This is a genomic window from Limnoraphis robusta BA-68 BA1 (assembly GCF_034932365.1).
Classification (GTDB): Bacteria; Cyanobacteriota; Cyanobacteriia; order Cyanobacteriales; family Microcoleaceae; genus Capilliphycus; species Capilliphycus robustus.
This window is the reverse complement of the sequence record NZ_JAYGHR010000061.1, coordinates 1-19,868: the sequence shown is the minus strand read 5'-3', so window position 1 is coordinate 19,868 and position 19,868 is coordinate 1. Positions and strand designations below refer to the sequence as shown.

The window sequence follows — 19,868 nt, the reverse complement described above, 5'->3', positions numbered from 1 at the left end:
TATTTTAAGCTACATTAACAATAAGTGCATTGTCAAAGTCTAATTTTGTAAATTTTTATAAAAAACACCCATGACCACCACTCAGCAACATTCTACGAAGCAAGATATTGTCCAACAACTGATCAAGCGAGGTCAAGCCACAGCCCATGAGTTGGCCAAATTTCTCGATATTAGTCCCCAAGCGATTCGGCGTCATCTCAAAGACTTAGAAGCTGAAGGGGCTATCGAGTACGAGTCTGTCCAGGTGGGGATGGGAAGACCGCAGCATATATATCAGCTTACCAGTCAGGGGCGCGATCGCTTTCCGAAACGATATGATGAGTTTGCGATTTCGTTTTTGGATACGTTAACTGAAACCGTTGGATATGAACAAGTCAGTCAAATTTTACAAAAACAATGGCAGCGTAAAGCTTTAGAATACCGGGAAAAATTAGGTAACGGTTCGGTTAAAGAACGAGTGGCAAAGTTGGTGGAACTTCGCAAAGCGGAGGGCTATATGGCGGAATGGTATCCGGTAGAATCTCCGAGTGAAAAAACCGAACAGTATGTGTTAACAGAGCATAATTGCGCTATTTCTAATGTGGCTGAGTCGTTTCCCAGTGTTTGCGGCCATGAATTAGAGATGTTTAGTGCAGTTCTATTTGATTGTACTGTAGAACGAACTCACTGGATTGTTAATGGTGAACATCGGTGTGGATATTTAATTAGTAGTGGACCGGGAACAGGAAATAGTGACCAGTTAACAGTTAACAGTTATCAGTGACCAGTTAGGAGTTTAGAATGTTCTATTCCCGATTCCCGATTCTCTCTTACCTGTTACCTAATTTATAATTCATATATTGTCAAATGATGCAACCGACAATGGAATTTTTGACGACGGAAGAAGCCATTAAAGTGGATGCGGCTTTATTGTCTTCTAAAGATAAATTTTCAACTCGATTGGCGATTTATGCCTTAAGATGTTTAAAACAAATTGCGGAAGTACAAGAAATTTCTGTAGAACAGATTACACCCGCACAAATTACAGATTGGATTAAGCAAGATCAAAATATTCAACAACAGTTAGAAGTCGATAGCAACTTTGAGAGTTTTTTTACTCGTTTAGTATTGTCTTCGTTAAAACCTTTAACACAAATAGCCCAGTCTGAAGAGATCCCGATAGAAATGCTAACCGTTGAACAAGTGATCGCAGGGTTTGAAAAACAGGGTAAGATTTAGCGATTATTGCCTCTCAAACTGTTGTGATTGTAGCAATTGTTCGGCTTCTACGGCACTGACAGGTTTAGAAAAAAAATAACCCTGTCCATATTCACATCCTAAAGCCTGAAGAGGTTCTAAATGTTCGGCTGTTTCTACACCTTCGGCGATCACATCCATTCCTAAAGTGTGCGCTAAGGTAATAATGGCTTGGACGATAGCAGCATTTTCAGGGTCTAAATTCATTCGCAGAATAAAAGAGCGATCAATTTTTAGAGTATTGATCGGGAAGTTATGCAGATAGCTTAAGGAAGAATATCCCGTGCCAAAATCATCGAGACTTAAACGGATATTTAGGGCTTGAATTTGGTATAATTTAGCTTTGACAATATCCGGATTTTCCATTAACATACTTTCGGTAATTTCTAACTTAAGCGTTTGCGGATTAATCTGAGTTTGTGTAATAACTTTATGAATATTTTCAACAAAATCATGTTCTTGAATTTGGCGACCCGACAAATTAACGCTCATGCTTAATTCCTGCATTTGAGGGAGTTGATGCCAAGCGTGCAGTTGACTACAGGCGATTTGTAGCACCCAATAACCCAAATCAATAATTAATCCTGTTTCTTCAGCAATCGGAATAAATTGACTCGGTGAAATCCAACCTTTCGTCGGATGTTGCCAACGCATTAAGGCTTCAAACCCGACAATTTGATGCGTTTGTAAACAGATGATCGGTTGATAATAAACTAAAAACTCTCGCTTTTCCCAAGCCCAACGGAGATCGGTTTCTAGTAGCAGTCGTTCCCGGCTTTTTTGGCGCATTTTTGAGTTAAAAAGAGCATAACAATTTTTTCCCCGTTGTTTGGCGGAATACATGGCAATATCTGCATCTCGCAACAGTTCTTCAGGGTAGGTATAGTCTGAACTGATCAAGGCGATCCCCATACTGGCATTACTAAACAGTTGATGACCACTAAGATAAAATGGAAAGGCTAATTTCTGCTGAACTTTCTGCATGACGGCGACAGCCTGATCAATGTGTTGAATATCTTGTAGGAGAAAGGTAAATTCATCGCCTCCTAAACGAGCGAGAGTATCGCCGGGACGCAAACAACTTTCTAGACGACGAGCGATGGCAATTAACAATTGATCACCGATAATATGTCCCAAACTTTCATTCACAAACTTGAAGCCATCTAGATCTAAAAAGACCACCGCAAATAAAGTCTGATTTAAGCTTCTGGTTTGATAAATTGCTTGTTCCAACTGCTTCATAAATAAAGCTCGGTTGGGTAAGTTGGTCAGCGCGTCGTAAAAAGCACTGTGTCGGAGTTGTTCTTCGGTTTGCTTGCGTTCGGTAATATCTTCAGAAATACACAAAAAATACTCTAGTTCGTTCATGTTGCCATAGATAGGAACAACTAAAGTATGCAGTACACGTTCTCCCCAACGGGGAGTATTAATGGGTTCAGAGGGGATTTCTTGCAAACTTCCTGAAGCTAATACTTCTCGATCTGCTTGCACAATTCGATTCGCTTGTTCAGGAGAAAAGACCTGATGAACTGTTTTTCCTATCACTTCTTCGGGGCTGAGTCCATAGAGTTTTTGACAGGTGGAATTCCACAGGTTAAACGTGCCTTCTATTCCCGTTTCTGAGTTAATTTTTCGGGAAAAAATAGCAACGGGAAGATGATCAATCAGGGTTTGGAGAAAGTTGCGAGTTTGTTGAATTTCATAGGTAATTTTATAACGTTCGCTGATATCTCGCAGGGAAACTAAAGTGGCTTGTTCTCCATCCCAGTCAATCTCAACCCCTCGCATTTCTGCAATAACTTGTTTCCCTTGTGGCTGTAAAATTGTTAATTCAGTCATGTTTTCATGGACGATAAAATTCCCGATCCAGTAACTAACAAGCACAGACTCAGAGCGACCAAATAAGACTTCAGCCGCCGGATTGATAAAACGAATCATCCCTTGTTGATTGACAACAACCAGTGCATCGGAAGTCGCCGAAATAATCGTTTTTAGACGGGCTTGAGACTCTTGGAGAGCGGCTTCTGATCGAATGCGATCAGTAATATCTTTTTGGATTCCGATGAAGTTGGTGAGTTTTCCCTCGGTGTTTAAAACAGGTGAAATAAACAGTTCATTCCAAAATAAAGTGCCATCTTTGCGATAGTTTCGTACAGTTACATGACATTCCTTTTGGGCGGCGATCGCGTCTCGAATGATGTTGAGTTCGGGTTGATTTCGATCTTTTCCTTGCAAGATACGACAGTTTTGACCGATGATTTCAGAGCCGGAATAACCTGTGTTCTCCTCAACGGCAGAATTGGCATAAATAATCGGGTTGTCGGATTGATTTGCATCGGTGATAATAATGCCATTGTTAGCAGAATTGATCGCTCGTTCTAATAGGTACAAATGTTCTTCTGATCGGTGACGTTCTACAGCCATTGCTAGAATATTGGCGATCGCTTGCAGGAAATTGATGTCATCTGTGCTAAATTGACGTTGTTTGATACTGTGAACGGCTAAGACTCCGAAGGGTTTTTCTCTCGAACCAATAACCACGCTCATTCCACTCATAATCTGATGTTCAAGCAGCAAAGATGACCCATCAAAACGGGTTTCAGTTCGCAAGTCTTCGACAATTACAGGTTCACTTTTAAGTAAGGTATAACCCGCTTGTGTATTGTATTGGACATCAATCCTTGCGCTGTCAACTATATCTATTTCCCAACCTACGCTCGCTTTGATATAAAAGTTGTTTTGCTCAGGGATTAGTTGTAGAATTTTGCTATACTTAACTTCTAGAATATCGGCTATTATAATCACTGATTGCTCAAATAATTGGTTAATGAGAGAGGTTTCATTCACACCCATTGTTTTTTCTAAGGCGAGTTGACCGAGTTGAGCAACGGCTGCTTGTTGACAAATTCGCGATCGCAGTTGAGCTTCGGTTTGTTTTTGAGCCGTTATATCACGACCGACTAAATAAGTTAAATTATTTTCCGGGTCGGGTATAGCAGTCCAAGATAACCATTTGTAAGAATTATCGTGACAGCTATAGCGATTTTCAAATTTAATGATAGACTTTTGATTGAGAAGCTGTTCAAAGGCTAGAAGTGTTGCGTTTTGATCTTCAGGATGAACAAATTCAATCCAGGGTTTTGCTAATAATTGCGTTGATGTGTAGCCTAATGTGGTTTCAAAGGCCGGGTTAACTTGCTTAAAATAACCATCAAACCCCCCTAGAGCTACTAAGTCAGGTGAGAGCATAAACAAGCGGTACAAGCTGTCATTCCTGACTTTTTTATTCGCAGCTATCAAATGATTTTTTCGATAGAGATTGAATATTTTTTGAAGAAAATTCCAGTGTCTCATCGTTTACCTATTTTGATTCAACACGATTCTAAATTGAAAAGCTTTGAATTGCCATTCTTCAGAGTTTAATTTGCCTAAGGAAAATTATTCCTTTGAATTTTACTTTGATTATTCTTTAAACTTGAGTTTTTTAGGCTATATATAGTGTATGATTTTTAGGTAAATAAAACGTAATTTATACAAAAATTAATGTTTTTTTAATTATTCTTAACAATTTCAGATAGGAAAATCAGAGATTGATGAATTCATCTAAAATGGTACAATTAGTCTGAGACATAAAATGTTTTTCTAAGCTTGTATTAATGTTTGAGCGTCCCATAACCTGTTGAGCATTCGTCTAGCCTTAAAAATGAAGATTGAACAACAACTTAAACTCGCTCTTTCCCATTTACAACAGGGACAAATTAAGAGTTCTGTGGAGATTTGTCAAGAAGTTCTCCGTCAATATCCCAACTGTGCGATCGCCTATCGCATTTTAGGCAATATCCGAGAAGCTCAAGAACAGTTAAAACAAGCAGCTTTAGCCTATACAAAAGCGATTGAACTGCAACCCGATGATGCGGTTGCCTATGCTCATCTAGCTCAATTATACCGCAATGCTGGATGGATTGATGATGCAGTTCTGCTCTATCAAACGGCCCTTCAGTTACAAACAAATTGGATAGAACTCTATTATAATCTAGGCGAGGCTTTGTATCAACAAGGAAATTTTGTTCAATCCATTTCTATCTACCAACAGGCGATCGCCCAAAACCCTAAATATGCACCACCCTACATGGGTTTAGCCCTTGTTTTCAAAGCCCAATCTCAGCTTGAGGATGCGATAAAACTCATAAAACAAGCTATTACTCTCGATCAAAATTATACAGAAGGTTACAATGTATTGGGTTGTTTATTGATTGAAAATCAGCAATTCTCAGAGGCGGTTGAAATCTTCCAACAGGCAATAACTCAAAAACCTGAATGGGCAATCCTTTATAATAATATTGGGCAAGCTTGGTTAGCACAGGAAAACAAAAGAAAAGCCATTTCAGCTTATCATCGCGCTCTAGAACTCAAACCAGATTTAACCGTTGCTTATCTTAATTTAGCCCAACTTTACCAACAACACAATAATTATAAAATTGCGGTTGATTATTTTCAAAAAGCCATCCAACACAGCCCTGAAAATATTCAGGCTTATAGTGACTGTGGTTATTTATTCCAAAGACAAGGTAAATTTGATCAGGCGATGGCTTGTTATCAAAAAGCGATCGCGCTTGAACCCAAATTTGTTGAAGCTTATTGTCATCGGCTGGAGGCTATGGCGTTTTCCGACACAGAAATCGATGAATGGCAACTTGCTAAACAGGCTTGTGTTCGTTTTCTTCGCAGTTTACAACAATTTAACTTTAATTTGGGGAACTTTAGCGCCTGTGATCCGTCTACAGAATCGTCCAAAAATCTACCCCTCTATGATCATTTAATAGAGTTTCATGTACATTTAGGAAATGCTCTGAGACGATATGGTAAATTTGATCAAGCCGCGAGACATTATCAAGATGCCTTGCAAATTCAGCCCCATCGAGTAGAGATTTACGGGCGGTTAGCTGACTGTTTAATTCAACAACAACAGTGGAATCATGCGATCGCTATCTGTCATTTATCCCAAGCGATCAGTCAGAAAACTCAACAGTTTATTCCCGAAGTTGATCTGCTTTTAGGCTATATCGCCGAAAAACAACAACGTTGGGAAACAGCGATTCATTATTATTCAAAAGTCTTGAAAAATGGCATCTCCAACTCTCACCTGATCACGGGAATGGTTGACTTAGACAGTAAAATTCCGCCTCAACAACAACCCCCAAAAGAGGTTTGTCTGTCTACAAAAGATTGGCAAAAACAGTTAGCTGTTAGCAGTCAGGAGTTTTGTAGGGGCGGGTTCTACACAGACATATCTCTCTCACAAACCACCAATATAAATCCGCCCTGTTTACAGTCTTCCCCAACTTCTTCTCAAGACTGTGGCGGTTTGGAATGTCAACGCTGCTTAAAACAGATTTGTAAACAGTTGGAATTAACAAATTTAGGGCATGGAATTTATAGAAATTCACCTGAAAAAGAAGTTCCGGTTCCTCACTTTGAAACCTTTGTGGCGATGATTCCAAATGGGCGGGCTTGGATTGTTCCTAAAGAAAATTATTGGATGGTTTGTAAAGCGATCGCAATTCTAACACCTGATCACCAATTATTAGCTGATGTTTCTCGGGAATATCCCGGCGAACTTCCGGGGTGTCAAGGTGATAATCCTCACCATCATCAAATTTTTCAACAGGAACAATTACCCCCAGTAAAATCAGTTAAAGGATCAGTAGCCGTATTATCTGGCTTATCAGGGCATATTTATTTTCATTGGATGGTAGATGTTTTACCCCGGATTGAATTGTTGCGTCAAAGTCTGATAAAATTAGAGGAAATTGACTGGTTTTTGGTGAATAGTTATCAGCTACCCTTTCAGCAAGAGACGTTGAATTTATTGGGAATACCGACGGAAAAAATATTAGAAAGTGATCGCTATTGTCATGTGCAAGCGGAACAGTTAATCGTGCCTTCCTTTGCGGGATATTTAGGATGGTTGCAGCCTTGGGCGATTGACTTTTTGCGAGAAACATTTCTGCCGTTAGCGGTTGAAAAAAAGGGGAATTATCCTGAACGAATTTATATCAGTCGGGCGAATGCTAGACATCGACAGGTGATGAATGAAGCGGAAGTAATGCAGGTGTTGCATCCTTTGGGCTTTGTAGAGGTTTTCCTGGAATCTTTGTCATTTTCTGAGCAAGTGCGTTTATTTGCCCAGGCGAAAGTAATTGTAGCGGCTCATGGAAGTGGTTTGACAAATATTGTTTTTTGTAGTAAAAAAGTTAAAGTGATAGAATTTTTATCCCCCCATTATGAGCGATATTATTACCGAGTAATCAGTCAATATATGGGGTTAGATCATTACTCGCTGACGGGAGAAGGATTCGTTTGCTATCCGATTCGGAGTCTGATGTATCCCAACCCACTCATAGAAGATATTTGGGTGAATATTAGCACGCTCAAGCGGTTAATTCAGCAAGCGGGGCTAAATGAGAGATGAATCTCGGGACGAGGGGAAGTCTACCGCTTGCGAAAAAAATATTTTTTTTGTGACACCGGAAATACTACAATAAAAAATAGGGAATTATATGAATGTGTCTAAACCCAATCAACCGATGCGAGCCGAAGAGATCCTGCGTAAAAGCGTTTTTTTCCTTCAGCAACAAGCTGAAGCCTATTTGAACCAAGGGCAGTTTGAGGATGCCCGCAAAGCAAGTGAGCAACTGTTAAAAATTCAGCCGAAACACGCCCCTGGGTATAAATTAATCGGGGATGTATTGTTGCGTCAAGGACAGCCAGAAGAAGCGCAACGTTATTATACTCAGGCGTTACAGTTGCAACCCGACTGGGCGGAAGTTCATGCAAATCTCGGCAGTATTCACGCCAAAGCGAAACAATGGCAACAGTCACTTGAATGTTATCAAAAAGCGATCGCGATCAAGCCGGATTTTGCGGGAGCTTATCGGAATTTAGCACGAGTTTGGACACAACTCAATCAACCCCAAAAAGTTAATCAATGTTGGTATCAGGCTTATACCCTCGAACCGCAACAGGTAACGGCAGCCGAACATTTACAGTTAGGAAAGGCGTTATTACAACAGGGTGAAGTCGAAGAATCGATCGCTTGTTATCGCCATGCAATTTCTAGCGATCCCAATTTATCATCAGCTTATCAAAGTTTAGCAGATGCGTTGAAACAACAGGGGAAAATGAAAGAGGCAGCCCCCTATTATCGCAAGGCAATTGAACTGAATGCTCAACAAAACATACAACAAAATATAACCGTTTTCAATACATCCGCAGATACATTAGCCGCCGCCCAAAAACCCCAAGATATCTCTCCTCAAGATACCTTAGCCGCAGCAGTCAGTTCAGCTTCAACTGAAAATGGCACGGCAGCTTCTGCTAAACCGCAACCCCAACCGCCTAAACCCGAAGAATTAATCACAAAAGCAACAGCATTTTGTGCCATTCAACAATGGGAAGCGGCAATTAACACTTGTCAAACGGCGTTAAAAATTAAACCAGATTTAGCCGTTGCTTATAAAATACAAGGCAATGCCCTACAAATGTTAGGGGAAATTTCTGCCTCAATTCGTTCCTATGAAAAAGCCTTAGCCATTCAGCCGCATTATCCTGAAGTTCATGCGAATTTAGGCAGTTTATACGCCCAGCAGGAACGGTTAGAAAAAGCCGTTTATTATTATCAACAAGCAATCACTCAAAAACCTGACTTTGCCGGGGCTTATCGCAATGTTGCGAAAATATTTACTGAAATGGGAGATCATCAAAAAGCCTCTCACTGTTTAGAAAAAGCCTACGAGTTAGAACCCGAAAAAGCCACCGCAGAAGATCACCTCAAACTGGGAAATACTCGCCTCAAACAAGGGCAACTGCAAGCCGCAATGACTTGTTATCGCCATGCTTTGCGCTTAAACTCTCAGTTAGCCGTCGCTTATCACGGAATAGGCGAAATTCAACGCTTACAGGGAGATGCGGTGAACGCTTTGCAATCTTACCGGAAAGCGACAGAACTTGCACCCAAACAACCCGAATTTTATCAGAGTTTAGGTCAACTGTTAGCCCAGCAAGAACAAACTCAAGAAGCCTTAGAAATCTATAAAAAGCTATTAGAGTTAAACCCGAATAATGCTTTAGCGTATCATCAAGTTGGGGAGATTTTCAAACAACAATGGCAGTTAAAAGAAGCAACCGCAGCCTATCGAAAAGCCATTCAACTCAATCCCAATACTGCCCCGTCTTACTACAGTTTAGGAAAAGTATTAGCCAAACAAGAACAATGGCAACAAGCAGCTTCTGTGTTGCGTCAAGCGATGCAGTTAGATGGGAATGCTGATGCAGAAGCCTATAAGAGTTTAGCCGATGCCCTCGTACAAGCGGGAGAAACAGAAGAAGCGATTAACTGTTATCAAAAAGCCACTGAGTTAGATTATAACTACGCAGAAGCCTATCAAAAACTCGCTAATTTATTACGCGATAAAGAACAGTTTGAACCAGCAATTTCTGCTTATCATCGGGCGATTGAATTAAAATCTGATGTGTGGTGGGTGCATAACGGATTAGCCGAGGCTTTGTTTAAGTTAGAACGCTGGGAAGACGCTATAGAATCTTACCTAAAATCAATAGAATTAAACCCTGAGTTTTCTTGGTCTCATAACAGTTTAGCCGATGCACTTGTTAAGTTAGAACGTTGGGAAGAAGCGGTTATTCCCTATCGCAAAGCCATAGAATTAAACCCCGAATTTCCTTGGTCACACTACAATTTAGGGGAAGTTTTAGCCAAGTTAGAAAACTGGGAAGAAGCCGTTGTCGCCTATCGAAAAGCCCAAAAATTGCAGTCAGACTTACCTGCAATTGAGGAAAAATTAGCCGATGCGTTGCGGGAACGGGCGATGATAGACTTAAACGAAGCGTTAGGGTATTATCGCCAAGTTATCCAACAAAATCCCGATCACGTTGCCATCTATCACAAGGCCTTAGAAATCAAACCCGATGATGCTCAATTATACAGTCAGTTGGCCGATACCTTAGTCCGATTTAATCAGTTAGACGGGGCGATCGTATTCTATCAGATGGCACAACAGTTAGAACCGGAGGATGCCAATATTACCTATCAGTTAGGTAAGGTTTTAGAAAAAAAAAATCCTCTTAAAACCGCAGTTACCACCGCTTGAAACCTCTGATTTATATCAAGAATGGCTTAAATACAATACTCCCACAGCAGACGATCTAAAACAGATCTCTGAGGCGGTAGAAAGTTTCAGGTATAAGCCTCTAATTACTGTGATTATGCCTGTGTATAATACACCTGAACAGTTTCTGCGAGAAGCCATTCAATCTGTTATCGATCAAGTTTATCCCTACTGGGAACTTTGTATCGCTGATGATGCCTCAACCCGTTCATCTATTCAGGCAATATTAGAAGAATATCAAGCTAAAGATAGCCGGATTAAAGTTGTTTTTAGAACCCAAAACGGTCATATTTCTGCTTCTTCTAATTCGGCGTTAGAACTAGCAACAGGAGAATTTATTGCGTTACTCGATCATGATGATGTATTAACACCGGATGCGTTGTACGAAATTGTACATTTATTAAATCAGCATCCCGAAGCGGACATGATTTATTCCGATGAGGATAAATTAAATGAAGAAGGTGAATTAGCCAGCCCATTTTTCAAGCCAGATTGGTGTCCCGATTCATTTTTATCGCGGATGTATACCTGTCATTTGGGTGTTTATCGGCGAGAATTCGTCAACCAAGTCGGTAACTTTAGAATCGGTTATGAGGGAAGTCAAGATTACGATTTAGTTCTAAGAATTACAGAAAAAACAGATCATATTTTTCATATTCCTAAAGTTCTCTATCATTGGAGAATCCATTCTGAGTCTGCTGCTTCAGGTACAGAAGCCAAACCCTACGCTTATCAAGCTGCTGTAAAAGCATTACAGGATGCTATTAATAGACGGGGTGAAAAGGGAGTTGTTCAACAAGTTAAAGGGTTTCCCGGACATTATAGAGTTCGCTACGAAATTAAAGAATATAAACAAGTTAGTATTATTATCCCGACTAGAGATTTAGGTGAAATTCTGGATAGATGTTTAGAATCAATTTTTACTAAGAGTACCTATCCAAACTATGAAGTCATTGTTATCGATAATGGTAGTGTTGAAGATTACACTCATCAAGTCATAGCAAAGTGGAGTGAGAAAGAATCCTCTCGATTTAATTGTTATCGATTAGATATTCCCTTTAACTATTCTAAGCTGAATAACTACGCGGTTAGTCAAGCCAAAGGGGATTATTTACTGTTTTTGAATAATGACACCGAGGTAATTACATCGGACTGGATAGAAGCGATGGTTGAACAAGCACAAAGACCTTCTATTGGGGCTGTAGGAGCTTTATTACTCTATCCAGATGATACTATTCAACACGCAGGTGTCGTGATGGGAATGAGAGATGTAGCAGCCCATAGCCACCAAAATTGTCAAGCAAGCCAACCAGGATATTATGGTCAAATTGCTTCTATGAATAATTATTTAGCAGTAACCGCAGCTTGTTTGATGTGTCGGCGAGAAGTATTTGAAAGAGTCGGTGGCTTTGATGAACAGTTGGCTATCGCTTATAACGATGTTGATTTCTGTCTAAAATTGGTACAGCAGGGCTACCGTAATCTCTATTTATCTCATGTTCTTTTGTATCACGATGAGTCAAAAAGTAGAGGTGATGAAGATACTCCCGAAAAGCTGTATCGCTATATGGAAGAAGTTAAATTGATCAGACAGCGATGGAGAAAGTTTATAGACAATGATCCTTGCTACAATCCGAATTTAACCCTTTCCCAGTTTGATTATAGCATTAAACAGTTTGCTAACATTGAAATTCAAGAAATTTCTAGTTTCAAAGCATCCTCTAATGCTATTGTTGATTTTGCTTTGGAAGTTCCCCAACCGGGAATTTTAGCCAAAATAACTGCGCTTCAGTTTATCGGTTGGGCGATCGCTAAAGACTCACCGATTGTTGCGATGCAACTGATTAATAGTAGAGATAAAGTGCTGAAAACATTTCCCTGCAATGGGTTTCGTCCCGATATTTTGAAACGATATCCTGATATAAAATCAGCAGAAAGTTGTGGTTTTTGTACAACAATAGAAATCAATCAAATTCAGGGTGAGGAGCTACTTTTACTGCAAGCGTTTCTGCCAAATGGACAATATGTTTCTTTTGGAATAGTCCGAATTAAATTGATGAATCCGGACTAAGCTTTCAATTACTTGCCATTTTGAGAAAACGCTAAATTCCTCACCATAGAACGGCGCATTAATTGTTGCCATTCTTCTGAGTTAACAAGGGTCTGAGTATCAAGCTGTTCGCCCTGTTCTGCTGAGAATCGGGTAAAACTCTCAATCCATTTTAGAACAGTTTCAGTCGGTGAAAACGGCTTATTTTTCAAAGATTGCTGAAGATATTTAGCCATTCCAACTTTGTCTTTATTCCGATAAGCTTGCCATGCACTCCACACTAACAACTCATGTTGATCATCACCTTTATAGGCAATCGTTTGTTGGAAACGAGCTTTTTCAACCTCTCCTTGAACCTGTCTAAATTGCAATTGAAACTGTTCCAATTCTTCTTGAACTTGGTGAAGTTGAGAATATCTTTGCTCTAGTTCTAATCGAGTTTTTTGTAATTCGTCTTGAGTTTGAGCGAGTTGCAGTTTAACTTCCTTTAACTCCTCAGTCACGACCTTATTTTTGGATTCAGCCTGTTTGAGATTTTTCCAGTCTAGAAATGCACAAACTCGATAAGGAGAAGACTTAATTTGATTCCGCCAGGAGAGATCTATTGATTCATTCGGTTGCCAAGCTCGGGCTTCGAGTTCCTGATACATTTCAATCGCTTCTGGAAAATAATGCTCAATCAAACTTGGTCGATTTCCTTGCAAATCTTGGGTTTTGAACAAGGTTGCATCGTAGAGATTTGAGGAGGGTTTTAACAGTTTAGTTTCAAATTTTTCATTGATCACATCAACATATTGCCCAGGTTCTTGAATAATCCCCTGGATATTGGCTAGCAGACAACGACGGGAAAAATAGTTGTAAAAATTAATAATTTTTTGGTTGTAATGTAGCCAGAATTTGACAGCCAGTTCCGGTTCTTGTTCAAACGTCTGATCGCTTCTACGATAGAGAGAATCCACAACATCCCAAGGGTTACGATAGATTAACAAAAAGTTGGCTTCTGGTAGCAAATTCGCCCAAAAGTCTAAGAACAGTGTAGTTCGGGGTTCTTTCCATCCCCAAATTGAACTCACCGCATTTTTGGCGACAATCTCTTTAGCTTGGGCGACATACTGTTCCTCAACGCTGATGTTTTCTTGTAACGTCCATCCTTCATGGGAAATTCCCTGCGATCGCAAAATTGCTTCGTGAAGTTTGAGAAAGTCTACATTTTCAAAATGACCTTTTTCATTTCCTCTATCCGAACCCAATAATTTCCGTCCAATGTGCAATCCTGAACTTTGTAGCAAGGATGTTATCAATGAACTTCCGGAACGGTGCATTCCTGCAATGACTAGAACTGATGATTTGGCTGTGGTTTTCGATTGGTTCATGGGTTGATTCTCTCAATACAAGTTTCCTAAACTCTAATCATGCCAGTAATTGGAAAAAAAGTGAAAACATTGCTCAAAACTTTCTCAGCGTCGAGTTGGAGTCTCCATTCTTTTTATGAAGATGAATGCCAGAGGTCTTCAATATTCTCTAGAATCTCTAAAAAGGCTTGTCGTTCTCTCGCTAGACTGTGCTGATTGGCTGTTTGTTGGGCGTTTGTGACCATGCGATGAATTTGAGGAATAGATAACTGTGAGGCTGCCTCAACAGCATTTAGAATACTTCTTATATTATAATCAGGACGGAAGCAATTATAACTCGGTAAACAAAAAGATCGATTGCCAATACAATCTGGACAAATCACGATTGATCCGAGTGCCATCCCTTCCAAAGCCGGGAGATAAAATCCTTCACCCTCGCTATAATTGGGTAAAAAGATTGCAATTTTAGCTGGGTTCAGTTGGCAAAGATAGTCCGATCTTGTTTGTTGAGTCATCAACAATTTGACTTTTTTTCCTTGGGCTTGGAGTTGTTGTTTTAACTGAAGTCCCAATCCGGGTTCTTTGAACGCTGAAATCAAAATTTCCTCTGTTTTTTCAGAGGTTGGTAAAGGTTGAGGTAAACTCCGCAAATTTAAGCCATTCGGAATCACAAATAACGGCCCATTGACTTGACTACATTTTAATAAGCTTTCTTTAATTTCCTGACTCACACAAATTCGGATAGCTTTTTTGTTCAGAAAAGCATAGCGAGGATCTTCGGGATAAGTATGACGAATTCCTTGGATTAAATTAAGAATTGGCACGGGCGAAGATTCTATAAACTTTTGTTCAAACTGAAGCCAGTCTAAGCCATCAATGAAGATCAAACCGGGATTTTCAAGGGGCTGAGATAAAATTAATCTCGGATCGGTTGTTAACCAAGGGTTGCTTTCATCCCAGCAGGTTTGCTGAGAATAGAAATAAATATAAGGAATAAACTTAGACGTGTAAAAAACATGATTAAAATAATCCCAAACTTTTAAATGTCCGCCACTCAAACCCGTAAAACTGCGGTAAAATAAGATCGATTTAGTCAATTTATCATCGATTTTATTCTCAATCTCTCTAAACTGACGAGAATCTATTTGGGGTTCTGCTAGGATTGATTTGAGTCTAACCAGAGAGACATTTAATTGAGTTTTAATTCGTTGAATTGGGGCGAGTTCATCATCCATGAATGAGTGAATTAAATTCAAATGAGTAGTTTTCAAATTGCCAATGAACTTTTAAGAGCTGGAAAACTAGACGAAGCAGTTGTTGCTTACCGCACAGCCATTGAAGAAAATCCTTGCTTTTCTTGGGCTTATCATAATCTCGCAGAAGCACTCACTCAACAAGGACGGTTTGAGGAAGCGATAGTTGCTTATCGTCAGGCGACTCAGTTAAACCCTCAATCCGCCTGGACTTATCATAACTTAGCAGTCGTTTTAACTCAACAAGGTTTATGGACAGAAGCGATCGCCGTTTATCAAAAAGCCACTGAAATCAATCCCGAATTCTCCTCTAAGGCTTTCTTTGCTGACCAGAATAAATTATCACAAGAACAGCAACAAGCCAAAATCATTGAATATCGCGATCGCATTCAAAAACACCCCGATCAAGCTGAATTTTATCATGTTCTGGGGCAACTTTTACAAGCAGTTGGACAATGGACAGAAGCAGTCACCTGTTTTCAACGGTACATTGAACTTCAGGGTGATGCTGTTCATCTAGAATTCTATCGCAATCTGGGAGAAGCTTTACTAGAAGAAACTCAGTTCCCAGAAGATAGACAGCAACAAATCAATAAGGTTTTCTAGAAGAATATCCTTTGTCTGAATGCTATTTAAAACAGCTTTATCTTTATAGGGTTTCTGCTAAAATTTTCGCCAAAGCTTTGACGTGTTCAGCATAATTAGTTTTCGGCTGATTTTGCAGTTCAACTTGAGCTTGTTGAAGTTTTGATGTAGTTTTTTCTAACTCTTGTTTGGTCTGATGAAGTTGAGATTGAGACTGTTCTAATTCGACTTGAATTTCATCAATTTGAAACTGAGTCAGTTCTAACTCTTCACGAGTTTGATGAAGTTCAGATCGAGATTGTTCGAGTTCTTTCTGAGTTTCTTGTTGCTGAGACTGAGTTTTTTTCAACTGTTCTTCAAGTTGTTTGAGTTGAGTTTGAGATTCTTCTAATTGAGTTTGCAGTTGTTGAGATTGAACTTGAGATTCTTCTAGTTCCGTTTGCAGTTGTTGAGATTGAACTTGGGATTCTTCTAGTTCCGTTTGCAGTTGTTGAGATTGAGTTTGAGATTCTTCTAATTGAGTTTGCAGTTGTTGGGAATGAGTTTGAGATTCTTCTAATTGAGTTTGCAGTTGTTGGGAATGAGTTTGAGATTTTTCCAGTTTCGTTTGCAATTGTTGAGATTCAACTTGAGATTTTTCCAGTTTTGTTTGCAGTTGTTTAACTTGAGATTGAGATTCTTCTAATTGAGTGTGAAGTTGTTTAACTTGAGATTGAGATTCTTCTAATTGAGTTTGCAGTTGTTTAACTTGAGATTGAGATTCTTCTAATTGAGTGTGAAGTTGTTGAGATTGAGATTGAGATTCTTCTAATTGAGTGTGAAGTTGTTGAGATTGAGATTGAGATTCTTCTAATTGAGTGTGAAGTTGTTGAGATTGAGATTGAGATTCTTCTAATTGAGTGTGCAGTTGTTGAGATTGAGATTGAGATTCTTCTAACTCCGTTTGAGTTTGTAGTTGTTGAAATTGAGAGCTTTCTAACTCTTTTTGTATTTGTTCGTAGCGAGACTGTAAATCTTCTAATTCCTGTTGAGTTTGCTGGAGTTGGGCTATAGTTACTGTCTTCTCAACTACTGGGGGAGTAGCTTCATCAGAATTAAGCTGAGGTTCGTCGCTACTTGGGGTTAGATATTCGCGGATATAGAAAGCCTCACCCCAAGCCGGATGATAGGGGTTAGCTTCGGCGATACGAACAAAGTGATGTTCAGCCAGGAAAGCGTCAACTTGGTCAATGAGGGCGGCTCCCTCGAATAAATCCTCGTAGCTAACAGTCGTGTAAATCGCTTCGATGTATTCTAACAGTTGAGTGGCACCCTGGAGGGCGAGGAGTTCAGCGCCTTGGATGTCGAGATATAGGAAGTTGAAGTCAGTCGGACGTAGGTTTAGTTCGTTGAGGAGGGTATCGAGGCTGCGGGACTCTACGGTAATTTCTTGGGTAACTTTCAGGTTGGGGTAAATTTCCCGGTATCCGGTTAGGGGGAGGATAGAACTATTAGACTCGATAGAGGTGAGGTTGAGGGTAACGGGAGTGTTGTGATTGGCGATCGCACTGTGAGCAACAATAACATTAGGTTTATCGGCGAAGTTGGCTTGCAGGTGTTCAACGGCTGTGGGGTTGGCTTCTATCAGCAGTATTTTGGCGGTGTCTGGGGTGGGGTAGCGTTTGAGGTCTTTTCCTTCATAGGCACCGATATGAATGATACCGCGTGGGGTGAGGTTGTGTTGCTGAGTGAGGGTGTGGAGGTCGAGTTTCATGGGGTTAACAGGAGTGGAAGTCTTGAGCCTAGTATTTTATCTTAGTTGTATTGGGGTCAGTTTTTTAATATTAACCTCTCCCCCTGCCCCTCTCCTACGAGGAGAAGGGAGTGATTAACCTGACCTCTCTCCCAGTCTCTCTCAAGCCGTTATGATCAATGAAATCCGAGGTGAGATATGTTTACCCAGATAGAAGAACAGAAAATTTCATTGACTTTAGAGGAGTTTCTGGACTGGTATCCTGATGGTTATGAGGGTCGATTTGAATTGCATGATGGGGAGATCGTTCAAATGCAACCGACGGGAACTCACGAACAAGTTGCTGGTTTTCTTGCATCAAAACTATCAGTTTACATTGAGCGTCTGAATTTGCCCTTTTTTATTCCCAGGCAAGGGCTGATTAAAGCGATTGATTCCGACAAATCGGCTTATATTCCTGATGTGATGGTCTTGGATTATAATGCACTAGAAAACGAGTCTTTATGGAAAAAGCGATCGACGATTACTCAAGGTACGAGTATTAAATTAGCCATAGAAGTGGTCAGTACGAATTGGCGGGATGATTATTTAATGAAGCTCGGAGAATATGAGAAATTGGGAATCGCTGAATATTGGATTGTTGATTATTTGGGTTTGGGAGGTCGCCGTTATATTGGAGATCCGAAGCAACCGACAATTTTGGTTTATCATTTAGTGGAGGGAGAATATATGGTCAATTTATTTAGGGGTCAAGATATTCTGCGATCGCCAACTTTCCCCGAGTTAAACTTGACGGCAGAACAGATATTTGCAGTGGGGCAGTAATTCCGAAAATGCGATCGCATAGCGTCTGGGAGCGAGAATCGTTTTATTTGAGCGAGTAATAAGAATTAAAAATAATATTATTTGTCAAGTACGGATAACCGAATGCCTTACATCGGCAAACCGAATCTCTAAGTCGCTTTTGTTTGGTTTCTGAATCGGAGTCTGTAGGTTGGGTTAAGGAACGCAACCCAACATTCAATTTCTGGGTTAACCTCTCCCCCAACCCCTCTCCTACAAGGCGAGGGGAGTTGGCTTGTAGGAGAGGGGAGAGTCGCTGACTTGATCAGAGATTTGTTGTTGTCTATAATCTGTTTAGCCGCAATTCTAGCTGCATATGAACTATTCCTCTGCATTAGCTGTACTTCAAGAAAAATACCCGAATTTAGCTGTGATTGAGGTTTGGGAGAATGTTCTGTTTTTACGAATGAGTAGGGGTCGTTGTGTTTTCCACCGGAAAAAAGGGACGATTTTTGCGGGTTTGGAAGTTGGGAGTTGGGTCTTGGCGGCAGATAATCAAGTTGAGGCTAGAAAGTTATATAAACAGATGGCGATTAAACTGCATCCTGATAAGCAGTCGGGGAGCCATGACAAGTTTATTCAGCTAAAAAATTGTTACGAAAATTATGAGACAATTAGAGCTAGACTTGGGGCCGGATTTTTTGAGTACGATGACTACCCAGAAGACCCAAAATACTCAAAATCTTATTACTACAGAGAAAGACAAACAGACCAGTGGTTCAGGGAAACCTACAGCAGCTATCAAGCCTGGGTTAAAAGACGCAAGGAACAAGACGAGTACGCCAGAAGGCAAGTCGAAAAGTGGGGGTGTCCTTTTTGATGAAACGAGTCGCCGGGTTTTAGATAGAAGACCTCGCTTTGAGAAGGATTATCAGCAACAGTTGGTTTATTATTTGACTAAGGCTTGTCAGTATCTGCCTTGGCGTTTATATATAGAATTGGAGGTTGATTTTCAGGGAAAGCAGGGTTTTATCGACTTGGTTTTAAAAACCCAAAGCCCTCAACATATTTTGATGGAGTTGAAAAAAACCACGATAACTGTTGCTCAGGTTAATAATACTTTATCACGGCATTATATAGAAGGGTATAAGCAACGGACTAAACAGGGTAAATATCCGATGCTTTATATTATTGGTTCTCAATTTGAACCGGAGGCTGAAGATTACGCGGATCAGCTTAACGAGGAATGGAATTGGCAGTTTAAAAGGTATAAATATAAGCCTCAAGTCCAGGTCAGGAATTATGAGCAATTAATGGAGTTTTTTGACTCTAAGTTGAGCGGAACTGATATCGGTGGTTTTGAGTTGGACCGGGTGAGGCGGGATGTTCCTTTGTTGTATGAGTTGAAAACGGGGGATTATTTAACATAAAAACTAATATTTGTCAAGTACGAATAACCGAATGCTTTATTCAGGGAAACCGAATCTCTAAGTCGCTTTTGTTTGGTTTCTTAACTCATTCGGAGTCTGTAGGTTGGGTTAAGGATCGCAACCCAACATTCTATCTTTGACATACTCCCCATTTCTAAAGAAAGGGGATTCTTAGCTATTGCTAATTCTTGGTTCATCAACACCACTTATTAAGTCGGATGTCTCCTGATTAACAGAGGTGGAATCTCCCCAAGCGTTTCCT

The 19,868-nt window shown here is 40.1% G+C and carries 12 protein-coding genes; 8 read left to right on the top strand and 4 right to left on the bottom strand.

Going from position 1 to position 19,868, the window contains the following annotated elements; all coding sequences use genetic code 11:
* Positions 1 to 70 precede the first annotated feature (70 nt).
* Together sufR and VB836_RS13510 are read left to right on the top strand one after the other, a co-directional pair.
* A complete protein-coding gene (gene sufR / locus VB836_RS13515) occupies positions 71 to 763 on the top strand; it encodes an iron-sulfur cluster biosynthesis transcriptional regulator SufR (protein ID WP_046280381.1) in 693 nt (230 codons plus the stop codon).
* 86 nt (positions 764 to 849) lie between these two features.
* On the top strand, positions 850 to 1,218 hold the full coding sequence (locus tag VB836_RS13510; protein ID WP_046280380.1) for a hypothetical protein: 369 nt from the start codon (positions 850 to 852) through the stop codon (positions 1,216 to 1,218).
* Positions 1,219 to 1,221: 3 nt separating this feature from the next.
* On the opposite strand, the gene VB836_RS13505 is transcribed toward VB836_RS13510, so the two are convergent.
* Entirely contained in the window at positions 1,222 to 4,590 is a 3,369-nt protein-coding gene (locus VB836_RS13505; RefSeq protein WP_323219787.1) for an EAL domain-containing protein, read from the bottom strand.
* Positions 4,591 to 4,939: 349 nt separating this feature from the next.
* Here VB836_RS13505 and VB836_RS13500 point away from each other — a divergent pair, with 349 nt between their 5' ends.
* The 3 genes from VB836_RS13500 to VB836_RS13490 all read left to right on the top strand — a co-directional run bounded on the left by VB836_RS13500 (position 4,940) and on the right by VB836_RS13490 (position 12,492).
* Positions 4,940 to 7,708, top strand: a complete 2,769-nt coding sequence (locus VB836_RS13500) for a tetratricopeptide repeat protein (protein ID WP_323219785.1) — start codon at positions 4,940 to 4,942, stop codon at positions 7,706 to 7,708.
* Between the two features lie 88 nt (positions 7,709 to 7,796).
* Positions 7,797 to 10,403: a tetratricopeptide repeat protein gene (locus VB836_RS13495; protein WP_323219784.1), complete on the top strand. Its 2,607-nt coding sequence runs from the start codon at positions 7,797 to 7,799 to the stop codon at positions 10,401 to 10,403.
* Between the two features lie 115 nt (positions 10,404 to 10,518).
* The gene (locus VB836_RS13490) at positions 10,519 to 12,492 is read left to right on the top strand and encodes a glycosyltransferase family 2 protein (RefSeq protein WP_323219783.1); all 1,974 of its coding nucleotides are present in this window, start codon (positions 10,519 to 10,521) and stop codon (positions 12,490 to 12,492) included.
* Between the two features lie 8 nt (positions 12,493 to 12,500).
* Here VB836_RS13490 and VB836_RS13485 read toward each other — a convergent pair whose 3' ends face one another.
* Positions 12,501 to 13,844 (bottom strand): sulfotransferase, encoded by a 1,344-nt coding sequence (locus VB836_RS13485; protein WP_053221496.1) that lies wholly within the window; start codon positions 13,842 to 13,844, stop codon positions 12,501 to 12,503.
* A 113-nt stretch (positions 13,845 to 13,957) separates the two neighbouring features.
* Complete coding sequence (locus VB836_RS13480; protein ID WP_323219781.1) at positions 13,958 to 15,079, bottom strand: glycosyltransferase family protein; 1,122 nt, start codon at positions 15,077 to 15,079, stop codon at positions 13,958 to 13,960.
* Between VB836_RS13480 and VB836_RS13475 the strand changes: the two genes are divergently transcribed.
* Positions 15,080 to 15,682, top strand: a complete 603-nt coding sequence (locus VB836_RS13475) for a tetratricopeptide repeat protein (RefSeq protein ID WP_046276863.1) — start codon at positions 15,080 to 15,082, stop codon at positions 15,680 to 15,682.
* Between the two features lie 43 nt (positions 15,683 to 15,725).
* On the opposite strand, the gene VB836_RS13470 is transcribed toward VB836_RS13475, so the two are convergent.
* Positions 15,726 to 17,414 carry an FkbM family methyltransferase gene (locus VB836_RS13470; protein ID WP_323219779.1) on the bottom strand — a complete coding sequence of 563 codons (1,689 nt, stop codon included), beginning with the start codon at positions 17,412 to 17,414 and terminating at the stop codon, positions 15,726 to 15,728.
* Between the two features lie 177 nt (positions 17,415 to 17,591).
* On the opposite strand from VB836_RS13470, the gene VB836_RS13465 reads away from it, so the two are divergent.
* A complete protein-coding gene (locus tag VB836_RS13465) occupies positions 17,592 to 18,218 on the top strand; it encodes a Uma2 family endonuclease (protein WP_323219778.1) in 627 nt (208 codons plus the stop codon).
* 623 nt (positions 18,219 to 18,841) lie between these two features.
* Positions 18,842 to 19,606, top strand: a complete 765-nt coding sequence (locus VB836_RS13460) for a hypothetical protein (RefSeq protein ID WP_323219777.1) — start codon at positions 18,842 to 18,844, stop codon at positions 19,604 to 19,606.
* Positions 19,607 to 19,868: the final 262 nt, after the last annotated feature.